Origin of the sequence: Mesorhizobium sp. M2A.F.Ca.ET.043.02.1.1, assembly GCF_003952405.1 — a bacterium.
Lineage (GTDB): Bacteria > Pseudomonadota > Alphaproteobacteria > Rhizobiales > Rhizobiaceae > Mesorhizobium.
Genome location: NZ_CP034445.1, coordinates 3,373,838 through 3,390,214 on the forward strand (window position 1 = coordinate 3,373,838; position 16,377 = coordinate 3,390,214).

General features: G+C 65.7%; 13 protein-coding genes and 1 pseudogene. 1 reads left to right on the top strand and 13 read right to left on the bottom strand.

What is annotated here, in order from left to right:
* The first annotated feature begins 8 nt into the window (after positions 1-8).
* Positions 9-906, top strand: a pseudogene (locus EJ068_RS16085) (hypothetical protein).
* A gap of 28 nt (positions 907-934) precedes the next feature.
* On the opposite strand, the gene EJ068_RS16090 reads toward EJ068_RS16085, so the two are convergent.
* The 13 genes from EJ068_RS16090 to EJ068_RS16150 all read right to left on the bottom strand — a co-directional run bounded on the left by EJ068_RS16090 (position 935) and on the right by EJ068_RS16150 (position 16,345).
* Positions 935-1,483, bottom strand: a complete 549-nt coding sequence (locus tag EJ068_RS16090) for an NADH-quinone oxidoreductase subunit B family protein (protein ID WP_127250015.1) — start codon at positions 1,481-1,483, stop codon at positions 935-937.
* A gap of 4 nt (positions 1,484-1,487) precedes the next feature.
* Positions 1,488-2,999: an NADH-quinone oxidoreductase subunit C gene (locus EJ068_RS16095; RefSeq protein ID WP_127250028.1), complete on the bottom strand. Its 1,512-nt coding sequence runs from the start codon at positions 2,997-2,999 to the stop codon at positions 1,488-1,490.
* A gap of 19 nt (positions 3,000-3,018) precedes the next feature.
* Positions 3,019-4,470, bottom strand: coding sequence for a hydrogenase 4 subunit F (locus EJ068_RS16100; protein WP_127250016.1), 1,452 nt, complete (start codon positions 4,468-4,470; stop codon positions 3,019-3,021).
* The gene (locus tag EJ068_RS16105) at positions 4,467-5,129 is read right to left on the bottom strand and encodes a hydrogenase-4 component E (RefSeq protein ID WP_127250017.1); all 663 of its coding nucleotides are present in this window, start codon (positions 5,127-5,129) and stop codon (positions 4,467-4,469) included. The genes EJ068_RS16100 and EJ068_RS16105 overlap by 4 nt, the downstream gene beginning before the upstream one ends.
* Positions 5,129-6,085 (bottom strand): NADH-quinone oxidoreductase subunit H, encoded by a 957-nt coding sequence (locus EJ068_RS16110; RefSeq protein WP_127250018.1) that lies wholly within the window; start codon positions 6,083-6,085, stop codon positions 5,129-5,131. The genes EJ068_RS16105 and EJ068_RS16110 overlap by 1 nt, the downstream gene beginning before the upstream one ends.
* Positions 6,076-8,091: a hydrogenase 4 subunit B gene (hyfB, locus tag EJ068_RS16115; protein ID WP_127250019.1), complete on the bottom strand. Its 2,016-nt coding sequence runs from the start codon at positions 8,089-8,091 to the stop codon at positions 6,076-6,078. The genes EJ068_RS16110 and hyfB overlap by 10 nt, the downstream gene beginning before the upstream one ends.
* Complete coding sequence (locus EJ068_RS16120; protein WP_126080207.1) at positions 8,088-8,399, bottom strand: helix-turn-helix transcriptional regulator; 312 nt, start codon at positions 8,397-8,399, stop codon at positions 8,088-8,090. The genes hyfB and EJ068_RS16120 overlap by 4 nt, the downstream gene beginning before the upstream one ends.
* A 200-nt stretch (positions 8,400-8,599) precedes the next feature.
* Positions 8,600-9,238, bottom strand: a complete 639-nt coding sequence (locus EJ068_RS16125; RefSeq protein WP_127250020.1) for a 4'-phosphopantetheinyl transferase superfamily protein — start codon at positions 9,236-9,238, stop codon at positions 8,600-8,602.
* A 17-nt stretch (positions 9,239-9,255) separates the two neighbouring features.
* Positions 9,256-9,735 (bottom strand): GNAT family N-acetyltransferase, encoded by a 480-nt coding sequence (locus EJ068_RS16130; RefSeq protein WP_245463124.1) that lies wholly within the window; start codon positions 9,733-9,735, stop codon positions 9,256-9,258.
* A complete protein-coding gene (locus EJ068_RS16135; protein WP_245463125.1) occupies positions 9,732-13,802 on the bottom strand; it encodes a Pls/PosA family non-ribosomal peptide synthetase in 4,071 nt (1,356 codons plus the stop codon). The genes EJ068_RS16130 and EJ068_RS16135 overlap by 4 nt, the downstream gene beginning before the upstream one ends.
* A 234-nt stretch (positions 13,803-14,036) precedes the next feature.
* The gene (locus EJ068_RS16140; protein ID WP_127250022.1) at positions 14,037-14,924 is read right to left on the bottom strand and encodes an RNA polymerase sigma factor; all 888 of its coding nucleotides are present in this window, start codon (positions 14,922-14,924) and stop codon (positions 14,037-14,039) included.
* A 31-nt stretch (positions 14,925-14,955) separates the two neighbouring features.
* Positions 14,956-15,276, bottom strand: coding sequence for a hypothetical protein (locus EJ068_RS16145; RefSeq protein WP_245463126.1), 321 nt, complete (start codon positions 15,274-15,276; stop codon positions 14,956-14,958).
* Between the two features lie 94 nt (positions 15,277-15,370).
* The gene (locus EJ068_RS16150) at positions 15,371-16,345 is read right to left on the bottom strand and encodes a 2-dehydropantoate 2-reductase N-terminal domain-containing protein (RefSeq protein WP_126080136.1); all 975 of its coding nucleotides are present in this window, start codon (positions 16,343-16,345) and stop codon (positions 15,371-15,373) included.
* Positions 16,346-16,377 lie beyond the last annotated feature (32 nt).

Below are 16,377 nucleotides of genomic sequence, written 5' to 3' on the forward strand. Positions count from 1 at the left end.
AGCGAGCCATGGCCGCGAACCGTCCCCGCGCGGTCTTCGTGACGCGCGAGACCGACTACGAGCTGCTGATCGCGCATCACGCGACGCGTGGCCAGGCTCGCTTCTTTCTCGAGACGCGCGGCCAGCGCCTGGAAGACGTCGAGGCCCGGCACGATCGCTTCCACGCGGTGCTCGGCACGGCGCGCGCCTCGGTGCCGGCCGACTGGCGCCAGACCCTGGTGAGCCGCGCCGACCTCAACCGCTTCCTGTTCGCGCCCGACGACGTCATCGTCGCCGTCGGGCAGGACGGGCTGGTCGCCAATGTCGCCAAATATCTCAACGGTCAGCCGGTGCTCGGCGTCAATCCGGCGCCTGATCTCTATGACGGCGTGCTGGTGCGCATCGGCACCGGCAGGCTGGCCAGGCTGCTTGTCGCCAGCGCCGCCGGCGATGTCGACATGGAGTCGCGCACCATGGTCCAGGCCGAGCTCGGCGAAGGCGAGACGCTGCTTGCGCTCAACGAGATTTTCGTCGGCCATCGCAGCCACCAGTCGGCCCGCTACCGGATCGAGGCGGAAGGCGAGGCGGAGGACCATTCCTCCAGCGGTCTCATCGTCGCCTCCGGCACCGGCGCGACCGGCTGGGCGCGCTACGATCATGGAAGCGACGCATCTGGAGCTGTCGCTCGGCCGCGAGGAACATGCGGTCGGCTTCTGGGTGCGCGAGCCCTTCCCAAGCATCGCCACCGCCACGAAATTGCGGGCGGGAAAGATCACCGAGAAACCGCTCTTCATCACCTCGCGCATGAACGAGGGCGGCGTGATCTTCGCCGACGGCATCGAGCAGGATTTCATCGCCTTCGACTGGGGCCGGCAGGTGCGGCTGTCGCCAGCGTCAAGGGTGTTGCGGCTGGTCGTTGATCGGTAGGACCGAGTTGGCCGCAAACCTGCAACAGTCAGCCCTGGACGGCGCCGGTCTTTCCAGCCTTCCCGTTCGCGCCGTCGAGCAGGGCGATCAATCCCTTCAGGATCTCGATCGGCGGCGGCGGGCATCCTGGAATGTGCAGGTCGACCGGCACCACGTCCGAGACGCCGCCGACGACGGCGTAGCTGCCGGCGAAGCAGCCGCCGTCCTTCGCGCAGTCGCCCAATGCAACCACCCATTTCGGGTTGGGCGTCGCCTCAAAGGTCCGCTTCAACGCCTCGCGCATGTTCTTGGTCACCGGCCCGGTGACCATCAGCACGTCGGCATGGCGCGGCGAGGCGACGAAGCGGAAGCCGAAGCGCTCGATGTCGTAGAAGGCGTTGTTGAGCGCGTGCATTTCGAGCTCGCAGCCATTGCAGGAGCCGGCATCGACGGCACGGATCGACAGGCTCCGGCCGAGCTTCCGGCGCGCCATGCCGTCAAGCGCGCGCGCCAGCTCGTCGACGGCAGCATTGCTGACTTGCGGCGCGCGTTCCGTCAGGGGCGGGCGGATCAGGCTTTCGAAGAGCAGTTTTCGCATGGTTCTACAGGTCGTGGCCGGAATAGGAGCAGTTGAACGATTTGTTGCAGAGCGGGAAATCGGCGACGATGTTCCCCTCGATCGTCGCCTCCAAGAGCGGCCACTGGAACCATGAAGGGTCGCGCAGGTGGCAGCGCTCGATCAGGCCGTCCTCGCCGATGCGCAGCCAGACCAGTATGTCGCCGCGAAAACCCTCGACCAGCGCCATGCCCTCGCGCGGCTCTTGCGGTGCAGCGATATCGACGCTGATTGGCCCGGCGGGCAGCCGCCCGAGAATCTGCTCCACCAGCGACAGGCTCTGCTCGACCTCCCGCACGCGGATCCAGACGCGCGCGTTGACGTCGCCCTCCTGCAGCACCGGCACATCGAAGGCGAGCTCGTCATAGGGCGCGTAACCCGGGCTGCGGCGCGCATCGAAATCGCGGCCCGAGGCGCGGCCGACATAGCCGCCGGCGGCATATTGCCGGGCAAGCTCGCCCTTGAGCCGGCCGGTCGCCACCGTCCGGTCCTGCAGCGAGGCGGTGTTGTCGTAGAGCTCGACCAGATGCGGGAAGCGCCGCCTGATCTCCGCGACCAGCGATCGGATGGCATCCGTCCCCGCCTCGCTCAGGTCGCTTGCCGTGCCGCCGGGCAGGATGCGGTCGCGCATCAGGCGGTGGCCGAAGGCCGCATCGGCGGCGCGCAACACGCGTTCGCGCAACACGCCGCAATGCGCGTGCATGATCGCGAAGGCGGCGTCGTTGCAGATGGCGCCGATGTCGCCGAGGTGGTTGGCGAGGCGCTCCAATTCGGCCATCAGCGCCCGCAGCCAGATCGCGCGCCCCGGCGGCGTGATGCCGAGCGCCGCCTCCACCGCGCGGGCGAAGGCCAGCGAATAGGCGACAGTGCTGTCGCCTGAAGTCCGGCCCGCGAGTTTCGCGGCACGATCGATCGATGCGCCCTGCATCAACGCTTCGATGCCCTTGTGCACATAGCCCAGCCGCTCCTCCAGCCGCACCACGGTTTCGCCGCCTGCCGTGAAGCGGAAATGCCCCGGCTCGATGATGCCGGCATGCACCGGCCCGACAGGAATCTGATGGAGGCTCTCGCCCTCGGCCGCCAGGAACCGGTAGGACGACGCGGCCGCCGGCCCGCCGGGCCGCGCCGCCAGCGGGTGGCTGATGCCCCACTGGCCATGGTCGAGCCAGCGGCGGGTATCGGGCAGGCCTTGCGGCGCCAGCCCGAAAAGATCCGCTGCGGCGCGTTCCAGCCGGAGCGCCGGTGGATGGAGCTGGCCGACCGACGGGTAACGGCCGCCACGGCAATCCAGGCTGATCACGCCGATGGTCTGCGCCTCGTCGAGAAGCGCCATGTGCACCTTGTCAGGCTCCCCCCACAGGCCGAGCAGGCTCCAGCGTCCGGCGACGAGCTGCTCGACGGCGAGGTTCCAGGCCTTCGGAGCGACGACGCCGCGCCGCCAGGGCGCGTGATGTTCGACCTGGCGGTCTGCCTCGATGAGATCGGCAAGCGCGGGCATGTTTTTCCTCACCATGCGCCTACCCCAGGATACCGGCGACATGCTGGAACCACGCCACCAGCGGCGCCGGCAGATAGATGCCGGCGGCAAACACCAAGGCGAGGTGCGAATACATCGGCACATAGGACGCCTCGACCGGCGCCATGCCGCCGCGCGGCTCGCCGAAGGCGACGCCGGTCAGCCGCAGCAGCAGCGCGCCGAAGGCGATGAGCAGCCCGAACACCAGCGGGATCGCCAGCCACGGATGCCTGGCGAAAGTCGAGCTGACGACCAGGAATTCGCTCATGAAGATGCCGAGCGGCGGCAGGCCGGCAATGGCCACGACGCCGATGACCAGCGCCCAGCCAAGTCCGGGATGGCTTTCGGTCAGCCCCCTGATCTCGGAGATCTTCTGCGTGCCCTTGACCTGCGCGATATGGCCGACGGCGAAGAAGATCGCCGATTTGGTCAGGCTGTGCATGACCATGTGCAACAGGCCGGCGAAGTTGGCGAGCGGGCCGCCCATGCCGAAGGCAAAGACGATGATGCCCATATGCTCGATCGAGGAATAGGCGAACAGGCGTTTGATGTCGCGGCGGCGGTAGAGCATGAAGCCCGCGAAGATCAGCGAGGTCAGTCCCATCGTGACCATCAGCGGCCCCGGCCCGATCGCCTGCGGGCTCGCCGCGAGCAACAGCTTGAAGCGCAGCACGGCATAGAGCGCGACATTGAGCAGCAGGCCCGACAGCACCGCCGAGATCGGCGTCGGGCCCTCGGCATGGGCGTCGGGCAGCCAGGCATGCAAGGGGGCAAGGCCGACCTTGGTGCCGTAGCCGAGCAGCAGGAAGATGAAGGCGACGCTGAGCAGCGCGGGATCGAAACGCGCCGCCTTCTCGATCAGCACCGACCAGACCATTGCGTTGGTGCCCTCGCCGACGACCGGCTGCGCCGCCATGTAGACGAGGATCGTTCCGAACAGCGCGAGCGCGATGCCGACGCTGCCGAGGATGAAATATTTCCACGCCGCCTCCAGCGCCTCATGCGTGCGGTAGATGCCGACCATCAGCACGGTGGTCAGCGTGGCGAGCTCCACCGCGACCCACATCAGGCCGATATTGTTCGACACGAAGGCGAGGTTCATGCCGAACATCATGATCTGGTACATCGCGTGGTAGAAGCGCAGGTTCGGCGCGGTCAGCCGGCCGGTTTCCAGCTCATGCGCGATATAGGACGCGCTGAACACGCTGGTGGTGAAGCCGACGAATGTGTTGAGCACGATGAAGACGATGTTGAGGTCGTCGACCAGCAGATATTGTCCCGGCGCCGGCCGGTCCGTGACGAACAGCGACAGCGCCGCGAGCAAGGTGAGCAGGCTCGCAATGACATTGACGGTCGCTGTCATGCGATAGTTCGGCATTGCCGCCAGGATGGCCGCGGCACCTGCCGGGATGAAAAGGATCGCGGCCACGGCGTCGAAGGAAAACCCGCTCACCGGCGTTCTCCCCGGTAGTCGTCGAGCGCGCCGATATCGACCGAATCGAACCGTTCGCGGATACGGAACAGGAAGACGCCAATCACGATGAAGGCGATCAGGATCGAGAAGGCGACGCTGATCTCGACCACCAGCGGCATGCCCTTGGCGCCGGTGGCGGCCAGCACCAGCCCGTTCTCCAGCGACATGAAGCCGACGACCTGGCTGACGGCATTGCGCCTGGTGACCATCACCAGCAGGCCGAGCAGGATGATCGACAGCGCGAAGGCCAGGTCCTCGCGGGCGAGCGGGTCGGCCTCCGGCGTCACCCGCAGCATCAGCACCATGGAGAGCGTCACCAACCCGATGCCGGCAAGCATGGTCGGGCCGATGCCGACCGCGGTCTCGATGTCGCGGTGGATGCCGAGCCGCTGGATGATGCGATGCAGCCCGACGGGAATGACGATCGCCTTGAAGACCAACGCGATTGCCGCCGTGATGTAGAGATGATGCGCGTCCTGGATATAGGCCTGCCAGGCCACCGAGAGTGCAAGCACGATCGCGTGCAGGGCAAAGACGTTGATCAGCGCGAACAGCCGGTCCTGATAGAGCATCATGAAGGAGATCAGCACCAGGCTGCCGGCGAGCAGATGGGCGATGTCGAAGGTGAGACCGTTCATCACAGGCTCCGCGAGACGAACAGCAACAGCGTTCCGAGCAGCGCCAGCATCAGCGCCGCGCCCAGGAAGTCCGGCACGCGGAAGACACGCATCTTGGCGACCGCCGTCTCGAACACGGCAAGCAGGATGGCGAGCACCGCGAGCTTGCAGAGATAGGCGGCCGCGCCGATGGCCAGCGATTTCGGCCCGGTCCCGCCGCTGTCCAGCCCCCAGGGCAGGAAGACGCAGGAGATCAGCGACATGTAGAGCAGCAGCTTGAGGAAGGTGGCGAGCTCGATCATCGCCAGATGGCGGCCGGAATATTCCAGGATCATCGCCTCATGCACCATGGTGAGCTCCAGATGCGTGGCCGGATTGTCGACCGGAATGCGGGCATTCTCGGCGATCGCCACCATCACGAGCGCAATCAGCGACATGCCGAGCGACACCCGCAACCCGACTTGCGGAGAGCCCATGAAGGCGGCGACCGTCGAGAGTTGCGTGGCGCCGGCGACCAGCGCCAGGCTGAACACGATGAGCAGCATCGCCGGTTCGGCCAGCGACGCGATCATCACCTCGCGGCTGGCGCCGAGGCCGCCAAAGCTGGTGCCGACATCCATTCCCGCCAGCGCCTGGAAGAAGCGCGCGCTGCCGAGCAGCGCCACGATGACGATGAGGTCGGCGGTCCAGCTGAATTCGAGGCCGGTGGCGAAGGTCGGGACGAGCGCCGCCGCGACCCACGTCGCGGCGAAGATGAGGTAGGGCGTCACCCGAAACAGCCAGGACGCATTGTCCGCCAGCACGACCTCCTTGCGCATCAGCCTGACGAGATCGCGATAGGGCTGGATCAGCGAGGGCCCCTGCCGCCTGACCAGCCTTGCCTTCACCTTGCGCACGAAGCCGATCAGCAGCGGCGCCAGCAAAAGCACCGCGAGCATCTGCGCGCCCTGCACGGCCAGTTGCGAGATTATGGCCATAGCGCGAGCACCAGAAGCAGGATGACGAGGTAGAGGAAGACCAGCGTCAAATAGCGGCGGATGGTCAGGAACTGCAGGTGGTTCAGCCGCTCGGTGGCGAAATCGATCGCGCCGGTGATCGGCTGGTAGAAGATCTCCCAGGCCACATCGTGCATCTCCACCTTGAGTCGCGCCGGCTCCAGCGCGCCCGGCGCCGGCATGTCCACCGTCTCGCGCGAGCGGAACGCGAAGCCGCCGAAGACGCGGCGAATGGGTTGAGCGAAGCTGACGGCCGTGTATTGCGCGGCCGGCACCTCATCCGGGAAGCCGCACCCCCATGCGATGCCCCGGCGCAGCGCATGCGAGGCGAAGCGGTGGATGAAGAAGGCCGCGAGCGACGCCGAGATGGTGATGAAGACGAACACCAGCAGGCCGTTATAGGAGCTGCGGCTCTCGGCGATCGGCACGATCGACAGCCAAGGCTGCGCCATCTGAACCGGCATGCGCTCGCCGACGAGCGGAAGCGTCACCGTCGACAGGCTGTCGATGACGAAGCCTGGCAGGATGCCGGCGAGCAGGCAGAAGGCGGCAAGCACGGCCATCGCCGCCAGCGACCACCGATCGACTTCGTGGGCGCGTTCCACCGCCGCCGACCGCGCCCGGCCAAGGAAGGTGATGCCGAATGCCTTGACGAAGCAGGCCGCGGCAAGTGCGGCCGACAGCGCCAGCATGCCGCCGACCGCGGGCACGATGACCTTCAGCCCCCATTGCGGCAGCTCGGGGCTGCGCAATATGGCCTGGAAGACCAGCCATTCCGAGGCAAAGCCGTTGAAGGGCGGCAGCGCCGAGATCGAGACGCAGCCGATGAGGAAGACAAAGCTGGTCACCGGCAGGCGATGGATGAGGCCGCCCAGCTTCTCCATGTCGCGTTCGCCGGTTGCTGTCAGCACGGCGCCGGCGCCGAAGAACAGCAGACTCTTGAAGAAGGAATGGTTCAGCACGTGGAAGAGCGCCGCGGTGAAGGCCAGCGCGGCCGCCGACGGCATGCCGTTTGCCTTGAAGGCCAGCGCAAGGCCGAGGCTGGCGAAGATGACGCCGATATTCTCGATGGTGGAGTAGGCGAGCAGCCGCTTCAGGTCCTTTTCCATCAGCGCGTGCAGGATGCCCAGCACCGCCGTCACGCCGCCGATGAGAAGCACCGCGACGCCGGACCACCATGCCGGCTCGCCAAGCAGGTCGAACACCACGCGGACGAAGCCATAGATGGCGACCTTCGTCATGATGCCGCTCATCAGCGCCGAGACGTGGCTGGGTGCCGCCGGATGGGCAAGCGGCAGCCAGGCATGCAGCGGCACGAGGCCGGCCTTGGAGCCGGCGCCAAGCAGCATGAGAACCAGCACCGCGCCGGCGACGAACGGGCCGGGATGCGCCGTCCGCATCGCGTCGAACGCATAGGTTCCCGCCGGCCCGGCCAACAGGCCGAAGGCAAGCAGCAGCGCCATCGTGCCGAAGCTTGCCATCACCAGGTAGATGTAGCCGGCCCGCCGGTTGGCCTCGTCGCGGTGATGCGCCACGACCAGCGCCCAGGAGGCGAGCGACATGAATTCCCAGGACAACAGGAAGCTGAAGGCGTCGTTTGCCAGCACCACGAGGTTCATGCCGGCAAGGAAGGCGGGATAGAATGGCAGCACCCGATGCGGCTGGGATTCATGCCGGCCGTAGCCGAGGCCGTAGAGACTGGTGATCGTGCCGCCCAAATTGACGACGACGAGAAAGAACGCCGACAGGCCGTCGAGGCGGAACCGGGCGCCGGTCCAGGGCAGGCCGAGCGGCAAGGTGGCGGAGGCCTCGCCGGGGTTGCCGGCAAGATGGCCGGCAGCAGTCGCGAGCAGCACGGCTGAAATGACAAGCGTCGCGCCGTAGACCAGGCGCGTCGCGGCGGCGAGCCGGCTGGCGGCCGCGGCCATTATGGCCGTTGCCAAAAACGCGGCAGCACCGCACAGCAGAAGGGCGACGGTCGAATTCACGGCTGGCTCCCGCCCGATTCGACCTGGCCGCCATCGGGTTCGGGCGCCTTGGCGGGATCGAAACCGCTCTTCAGCCGCACCCCGCGCCCGCCGCCGGGGCTCGCCGCGCCTTCCCCGATCAGTTCGATGCCGGAGATCTCGAGCGCCGCGATCAGCTTCATCAGCGAATCGACATTGCCCCGGATGATCGAGCCGCTGGCTTCCATTCGCTGGATCGTCGGCACCGATAGGCCGGACAATTCGGCAAGCCGGCGCTGATCGATGCCGAGCAGCGATCTTGCGGCGCGCAATTGCGGTGCGGTTATCACCGAGGACTCACTCGTTCAGGTTTGAGATATTAGGTCTCGGTGCTATAGCCTACATTAAAATGTCCTATCGTCAAGGATTGATGTTTAGAACATCTATGTTGATGGCGTGACAGTGTGGGCCGAAGGCGCGGCAGCCCCTGGCCAGATACGGCACCCATCTATGCAGCCGGCGTCAGAGTGCCGGGATACGGAAGGGCTTCTCAGCGCTCCACGGCTGCGTAAGCCAGCGCCAGGATGCATTGGGAGGTGGCAAAACGGACGGCCAGGCGACGGCCCGGCGAAGTGACCGCCTCGCCCTTTTCGAAATCGATGGCGATGTCCTCGAAACCCAACACGCGACCGTCGAGCGGGAACGATGCCTTGTAGGCCGCTTCCTTGACCGCGAACAGGATACGGCCGCCCAGCTTCGGATCGAGATCACCCAGGCGATCCTTCGGGGCGGCAACCATGGCCCTGAGGTCGTCGGGCAATGGCAAGGCGGGTTCGATGTCGACGCCGACGCTTCGCAGCGCGCCGGATCGCGCGACGACTGCTACGGCAATCGTGTCGTCATGCGCGATCGAGCCGACAATGCCGGCCGGCCAGATCGGGCTTCCCGATCGGCCGCGCAATATCGCGGGGTTCACGCATCCCAGACGCCGCAGCAATTCATGCGCGATGTGGCGGCCTGCCCCGGTGGCGGCGCGCGCGCCGGGTTCGCGCGTCGCCATGGAAGCGCTTTCCGCGGGCAGGATATATTGTTCGTCGCCGGCGAGGATATGACGGCAACCGGCGCTCAGGCCGGGCGGCGCGAGGCCGGCCAATGCCTGCTCGACGGTGTGTCGGATGCTTGCCGACATGCCTTGCGGCCGGGTTTTCAACGCTCTATCCGCCCCAGTTCGAGCGTGGCGATCATCTCGTCGTCTTCGTCCAGTCCTTGCTCGACGAAACCGAAGCCGGCGTAAAGCCGGCGCGCCGCCTCGTTCTCCGGTTCGTAGCAGATCGCAACGCGGCGGATGTGGCCGAGCTTCGCAATCTCTTCCAGCGCCTTGCCGACAGCGGCGCGGCCAAGACCTGTGCCTTGCTCGCGGCGGTCGATCATGAAGCGATAGACGATCGCTTCGTCATCGTCCTTTGGCGCGCTGTACATGAGGAATCCGGCCACGCGCCCGGCGAAGACCACGGCGCGGGCGATCGCCTCGTCATCCTGCTCGGCCTCCGCCAGCGATTCGGCGTTGGAGGCGACGTGCTCCTGCTGCTCCGGCAACAGTTCGAGCGCCATTATCGCCGCCCGGTTGCCCTTGCCGACAGGCTCCAGGGCAACCGGCCGGTCGCTGGTGCCGGCGCGGCGCGTCACGCGGCGTGCCCGGCTTCCATCGCGCGGGCGTCGATCGGCGTCACCACGCCATAGAGCTTCGCCGGGTTGCCGCGCCAGACCGTGTTCGGCTCCAGCACCTCGCCCTTCATGACGAAGCAGTCGACGTCGGCCACCGACCCCTCGCCCATCGTCACCGCGTAATGAACGAAAGCGGACGGCGCCAGCGTGCAGCCATTGCCGATACGAATGTAGTCAGACTTGAACGCGCCTTCCTCCAGCGAGTGCGGCTGGATCACGCAGCCTTCGTTGAGCGTGACGTCGTCGCCGATCTCCACCAGCGACCGCTCGGTGATGATGCAGCCGCCGTCATAGAGGCGCAGCCCCACCTTCACGCCCAGCATGCGCAGGATCAGCGGCCGGAACGGCGTGCCGGTGAACAGGCCCATGATCGGTGAATCGGACAGCTTCCAGTGACGTTCGTGCCGCCAGAAAACCGGGTCGTAGATCGTCGCCATCCTGGGCTTCAGGCGGCGGAAGCCGAGGCTGGCGCGCTCGAGGAAGATATAGAACGGGATGCCGATCGCCGTGGTCAGCATCACCGCCACGAACAGTGCCGTCTGCCCCCACTCGGTATAGTAGTTCAGCGCGCGGTCCCAGATTGCGAGCGTCAGGAACAGGATCAGCCACTGCGCGGCCACGAACATCAGAGCGGTGACCAGATTGTGCAGGTTCTTCAGCGGCAGGCGGCGACTGCGCTCCTTGTCGGAGATCAATCCGAGAAGCTCCTTGTCGCGATTGACCATGCGCGGAATTTCGAATGGTGGCGAGCCCAGGAGCCCGACATTCTCACGCACGGGGCCGTCCACCGGCACGTGAACCTTGGTGCCGAGCAGACAATTGTCGCCGACGCGGGAATCCGGTGAATAGATGATGTTGTTGCCGAAGAAGTTGCGTTCGCCGGCCCGCGTATGCTCGAGCCGGAAGGAGTTGGCCGACTTCTGCATGTTGACCATGAACAGGCCGTCGGACACCATCGTGTGCGAGCCGATCTCGCTCAGCTGCGGGTTTTCATGCCGCTGGTTGGTGCCGAAATTCGATCCGGTCTGATCCACCTTGTTCAGCTTCCAGCCGATGGCGCGCAGATAATAGACGACGGCGGAACTGTCGCCGAACAGCACGTTCAGCAGCCGCACATTGCTGACCAGTTCCAGCATCGTTTGCAGCCAGTAGTGGAAGCCGTAGAGCGAATAGTTCCGGCCGGGCTTCAGCACGAGGTTGAACAGCCGCGGCACGATGGCCGCCAGCAGCACCCCGCCGATGATGAAGCCCGCCACCGTGACCGTGGTGCCGATCGCCACGACGCCGATGGTCTCATCATAGTCGTCGCCGACATTTTCCCAGTAGCTGTGGAACAGAAGCGGGAACGGCGTGACGATGGCAAAAAGGATGAAGAGCTGGATCGCCTCGTAGATGACGCGGCGCACCCGCGACAATGGGACGTTGGGCACGTTGCAGTAATCCGCCTCCGTCGGGATCGCAGGCGAGCCGTGCCAGTGCTCTCCGGCCGGAATGGTCTGTCCGCGATGCAGCGACGAAGCGTGGCCGAGCTGGGTGCTGTCGCCCATGCGCGTGTCGATGTCGAGCGTCGATCCGACGCCGACAAAGGCGTTGTTGCCGATATTGACCGGCCCGGTATGAATATAGCCGGCCTGCGCGCGGAACCCGAGGATCGTCGAGTCCTTGCGCAGGATCGAGTTGTCGCCGATGGCGATCAGATCGGTGCAGACCGGAACGGCCCGGCACTCGACGACGGTGCGATTGCCGAGCCGCGCGCCGAGCAGGCGCAGATAGAGGCTATAGAGCGGACTGCCGCGGAACAGCACGACCGGAGCGCTGCGGACCAGAGTCTTGACGATCCAGAATCGATAGTAACGCCAACCCCAGATCGGAAAGGTCTCGGCTTTCCAGCGGCCGACCAGCAGCCATTTGGCGGCGACGGCGAAGCCGCTCAATCCAAAGAACACGCCGGCGGACAGAAGAACGCAACGCAGATAGAGAGACACCGGGTCGTCCAGGGCGTCATAGACCCAATTGAGGCCGTCATTGATCGTCCACAACGCCGCATAGCTGTAGACCGCGTAGAACAGCAGCTGGCCGAATCCCGTCGCCCAGATGGCAAGATTGGTGGCTCTGTGCGTCAACATCGGCTCGCGCGCGGCAACCGCGGCCGTCTGGGGTTCCCGCAGATATTCCGCAAGCTTCGCTACCGTCGGGTGCAGGTAGATGTCGCGCATCGACGTCGTCGACCAGGCCTTGCGCGAGCGGATGCGCGCGCAGAACCGCGCCATCAGCAGCGAGTTCGCGCCGAGGTCGTCGAAGAAGTGATCTTCGATGGAGATGTCCTCGAATTTCAGCACGTCCGCCAGCGTCTCCACGAGGAGCGTCTCGTCCTCGTTGCGCGGGTCGATCATCGCATGGCCGGCGGCGACACGCGCGCTCGTCGGCTTTGGCAACTTCCTCAGGTCGACCTTGTTGGAAACGGTCATCGGGATCGCGGGCAATTGCTCGAGATAGGCCGGAACCATGTAATCGGGCAGCCGTCGCTTCAGCTCCTGCACGAGAGCGGTGCGGTCCACACCGTCGCCGCCGCTTTTGGGGGCATAGTAGCCGACCAGCTCGGTGCGCTCGGGTTCGATCTCCCAGGTCGTGACCGCCGCCTGCGCGATGCCGGGCTGATCCAAAAGCACGGCCTCGATCTCGCCCAGCTCGATGCGATAGCCGCGGATCTTGACCTGCGTGTCGATGCGTCCGTGGTATTCGATCTCGCCCTTGTCGTTGATCCGGCCAAGATCTCCCGTCCGATAGATGCGGCCGCCTGGGTTGTTCGGCAGACCGATGAAATCATGGATGAATTTCTCATCGTTGAGTTCCGGCCGGTTGAGATAGCCGACCGCAACGCCCATGCCGCCGATGCAGATCTCGCCCAACGCGTCGCCGCTCAGAACCTGTGGCTTTTTCGGATCGAGGATGGCGATCGAATAGGTGGGCAGCGGCCTGCCGATCGTCACCGGTTCATCCGGCGTCAGCAAGGCCATGGTGGCTGTGACGGTCGCCTCCGTCGGGCCGTAGGTGTTCAGGATCTGACGGCCAGGCTTCGCCCACCGCACCACGAGCTTGTGAGAGCAGGCCTCGCCGCCGACAAGGATCGCGCGCAGGCTTGGCGCATCGCTCTCGATCGACGACAGCAGCGTCGGGCTGCAGGCCATGCAGGTGATGGTGTGCTCGCGCAGGAAAGTGGCCAGCTCCTCGCCCACCAACGGCTGCTGGCCGGGCGCCGGCACGACGGTCGCGCCTGCGGCGAACGGCACCCAGATCTCCTCCGAGGAGAAATCGAAGGCAATGGTCATGCCTTGATAGACGCGGTCGCCCGGCTGGTAGCCATAGGATGCCGCCGCGACACGGATGAAGTTGCAAAAACTCTGATGGGTGATGACCACGCCCTTGGGCTTGCCTGTGGTGCCCGACGTGTAGAGGATGTAGCAGGTCTGATCCTGGGCGCCGTCCGGCAGGGGCGCCGTTTCCGGCTGGAGCGCGATTTCGGACTCCGCCGAATCGATCGAGATATGCGGAACGGGCAGGCGCGCCACGCGCGCCGCATAACCGGAAACGCTGATCACCATCGTGACGTGGGCGTCCTCGATGATCATCACCATGCGGTCTTCGGGAAACGCGGTGGCCAAGGGCACGAATGCCGCCCCGGCCTTCATCACGGCAAGCACCGCGATATAGGTTTCGGCGGAGCGGTCGAGCAAAAGGCCGATCCTGTCGCCTGGCTTGACGCCGCGCTCGATCAACAGATGGGCGAACTGGTTGGCGCGGCTGTTCAGCTCGCGATACGACCAGGGCCGACCGTCGGAGATGACCGCCGGTGCGGCGTCGAAGCGGCCCGCCAGATCGGCGAAGAACCGGTCGAGCCGCTCGTGCGGCTCGCCTTTCTGGATGAAATCGGGGCCGATCAGGATCTGCTCGCGCGGCGGCGCCGCGGTCGCTGCTTTGGCCTTGCGGGAATCCTGCTTGGCGGGCTTGGTGGCTTCGGTAAGAGACATCGGAGAACCTCGCGGGCTCCTGTCCGCCCGCATTACGTGATTGGTGAAATGACAAAAAACTAACGACGGCCAGCCAGGCGCCTTCTTCGCGGACGGTGAAATGATCGTGCCGTGGCGCGTATGGGACCGGGGACTGGCCGACTTCGAGCAGGCCTATGCTGCTGCGCTGATGGCCGATCCGTGACGATCGCGCGGCCTCACGATGATTTGATGGAGCAGTGCCTCACGCGACGATCAAACCGCGACGGGACGGACGTGGGCATTCTCGAGGCAGTAGGGTGCATGGCGGAAATCGCGGATGCGCACAACCTCTTCGCCACGCCAATGGACCAGCACGAAGCCGCGCACGGCATCGTCCGCCTGCGGGTTGCGGATGAGGATCGCCGGCAGGTCATCGACGAAGCCGAGCGACAATGCCCAGTCGCCGAGGCGCTCGTAATTGCCGAAATAGGTCGAGGCTTCCTTCTTGCCGTCGAGGCGGGTCCGGTTGACGACGTCGACCTGGACGTCCTCGGCGATCAGCGCCCTGACCCCGTCGAAATCGCGCGCGTTGAACAGGTCGATATAGCGGCGCAGCCGGCGCTCTTCTTCCGGTTCGAGTTTTGGCATCGCGACGTCGGCCGGCGCCGAAGCCAGCGCCTTCAACTCCGCCCGGCCGCGATGCAGAGCCGCCTTGGTGGCGGCAAGCGTCGCGCTCGTCACCTCGCAGGTCTCATGCAAGGTGAGGCCAAGCACGTCGACGAGGATCACGGCGCTGCGCTGCGCCAGCGTAAGCTGCATGAAGCTGCGCAGGCTTGCCGCCGCCGCGAGCCTCGCCTCGGCATTGGCCGAGAGATCCTCGATCGTCGTCATGTCGGCCTCGGTGACGCGGGAGCGCTCCCGCTGGCGGCGGCGCAGATGATCCTGCGCCGCATTGTGGGCGATGCGGAACAGCCACTGCTCGGGGCGTTCGACGAGAGCGCCGCCATCATGGGCGGCGAGCGCCTTCACCACTGCCTCCTGCACGATGTCCTCGCCCTCGATGGCGGAGCCCGCCATGCGCGCGACATAGCGGTGCAGTTTCGGGCGCAGGCCGACGAGCATGGCTTCAAGTTCCGCGCGGCCGAACCCTGCCAAGCTCATCGTCCTCTTTCTCGCCTCGCCAATGCCAAGGTCAGGCGGGCACGGCTTCATTGGCCCTGGCCAGCATACGATAGTTGCCGACGATCTTCGCCGGCGACCTCACAAGCGGCGTCGAACGCCGGCCGGCATGATCGGCGCTGAATGCCTTGAACGCGTCGAGCTCGGTCAGCGCCGAGCTGTCTTTTTCAAAACCGACGATGTGGATGAATTCGCCGTTGTCGAGTTCGAGCACGAGATAGCGCACGGTTTGCGGTTTTGTTTCATCCAGCGCCTCGAACACCTTTGTCACCAGCGTCCGGTTCTCGACGATTCCGGCGTCCTTCACGCCGTAGCGGATGAGGTTGTAGTTCATGGTCGTCTCCTGTTTGACGTGTCTGCGTGAGGAAGACGTTCCATGGGCCCGAAAGGATTCTCGGGCGGCTCTGTTTTTTGATTGCCTCCGGCGATCAGCCGGTTCCGTCGGCCGCGCCGATCATGGAGGCGATCGTGTCGTCGCCGGCCGATTGCGGCCGCATCCGGCCGCTGGCCAGCGCGATCGACAGTCTGCACAAGGCTGCGTTGACGGGCGTCGCCATGCCGTGCAGCCGCCCGAGCAGCACGATCTCGCCGTTGAGGAAGTCGGTTTCGAGGGAGCCCGTCCCGCGCACGATGCTCTGCAGCGTCGACGACCCGACGCGCGTTCGGCCGGGAATGGCGGTTATGGTCAGTTCCTGGCGGGCCATGGCGTCGGTCTTGTCCCACGCTATTCCGGCGGCGGTCAGCACCGCCTCCGCCTCGGCGAGCGCCCTGGCATACCATTTCCGCTGAAGCTCGGTGTCGCCAAGCGCCGCGTCGATGATGTTGCGAAGATTGGCCAGCAGCTTGCGGTATTTGCTGTCCATCACATTGTCCCTGGCCTCGACGATGAAGCCGGACGTGCTCAGGACCCCGCACAGTTTCTCGACCGCGTCGTCGGTTCCGGAAGGATAGCGGCCGATGTCGAAGGCGCCGATCTTGGGCGCGAAATAGGTCCCGACCTCGCCGGGCGTGTCGTAATCGGCCGGCAGCATCACCGTTGCGCCATAGACATTGGCAAAGAAACGCAAGGCCAGCGCCTCGTTGGCGACGCCGTTCTGGAAGCAGAATACGGGTTGCGTCGCCAGGCCGGCGGCGTTGAGCCGTTGCAGCGCGCCGAGCGTGTCTGGCGTTTTCATCGTCAGCAGCACGACATCGTCCGGCTCGAAGGAAATCTCCGCCGGGTCGGCATAGACAGGAAAGCGCGCGGTCCTGGTGCCTTGCGGAGTGGAAAGCGACAGTCCCGAAGCGCGGATGGCATCAAGCTGCCTGCCGCGGGCGATGCCGAGGACCGTGTGGCCGAAAAAACTCAGCTGGGCCGCGATGGCGCCTCCTATCGCGCCGATGCCATAGACGATGATGCGCATGCTCTTCCCGCTGATTGGAGTTCGGTCGACAA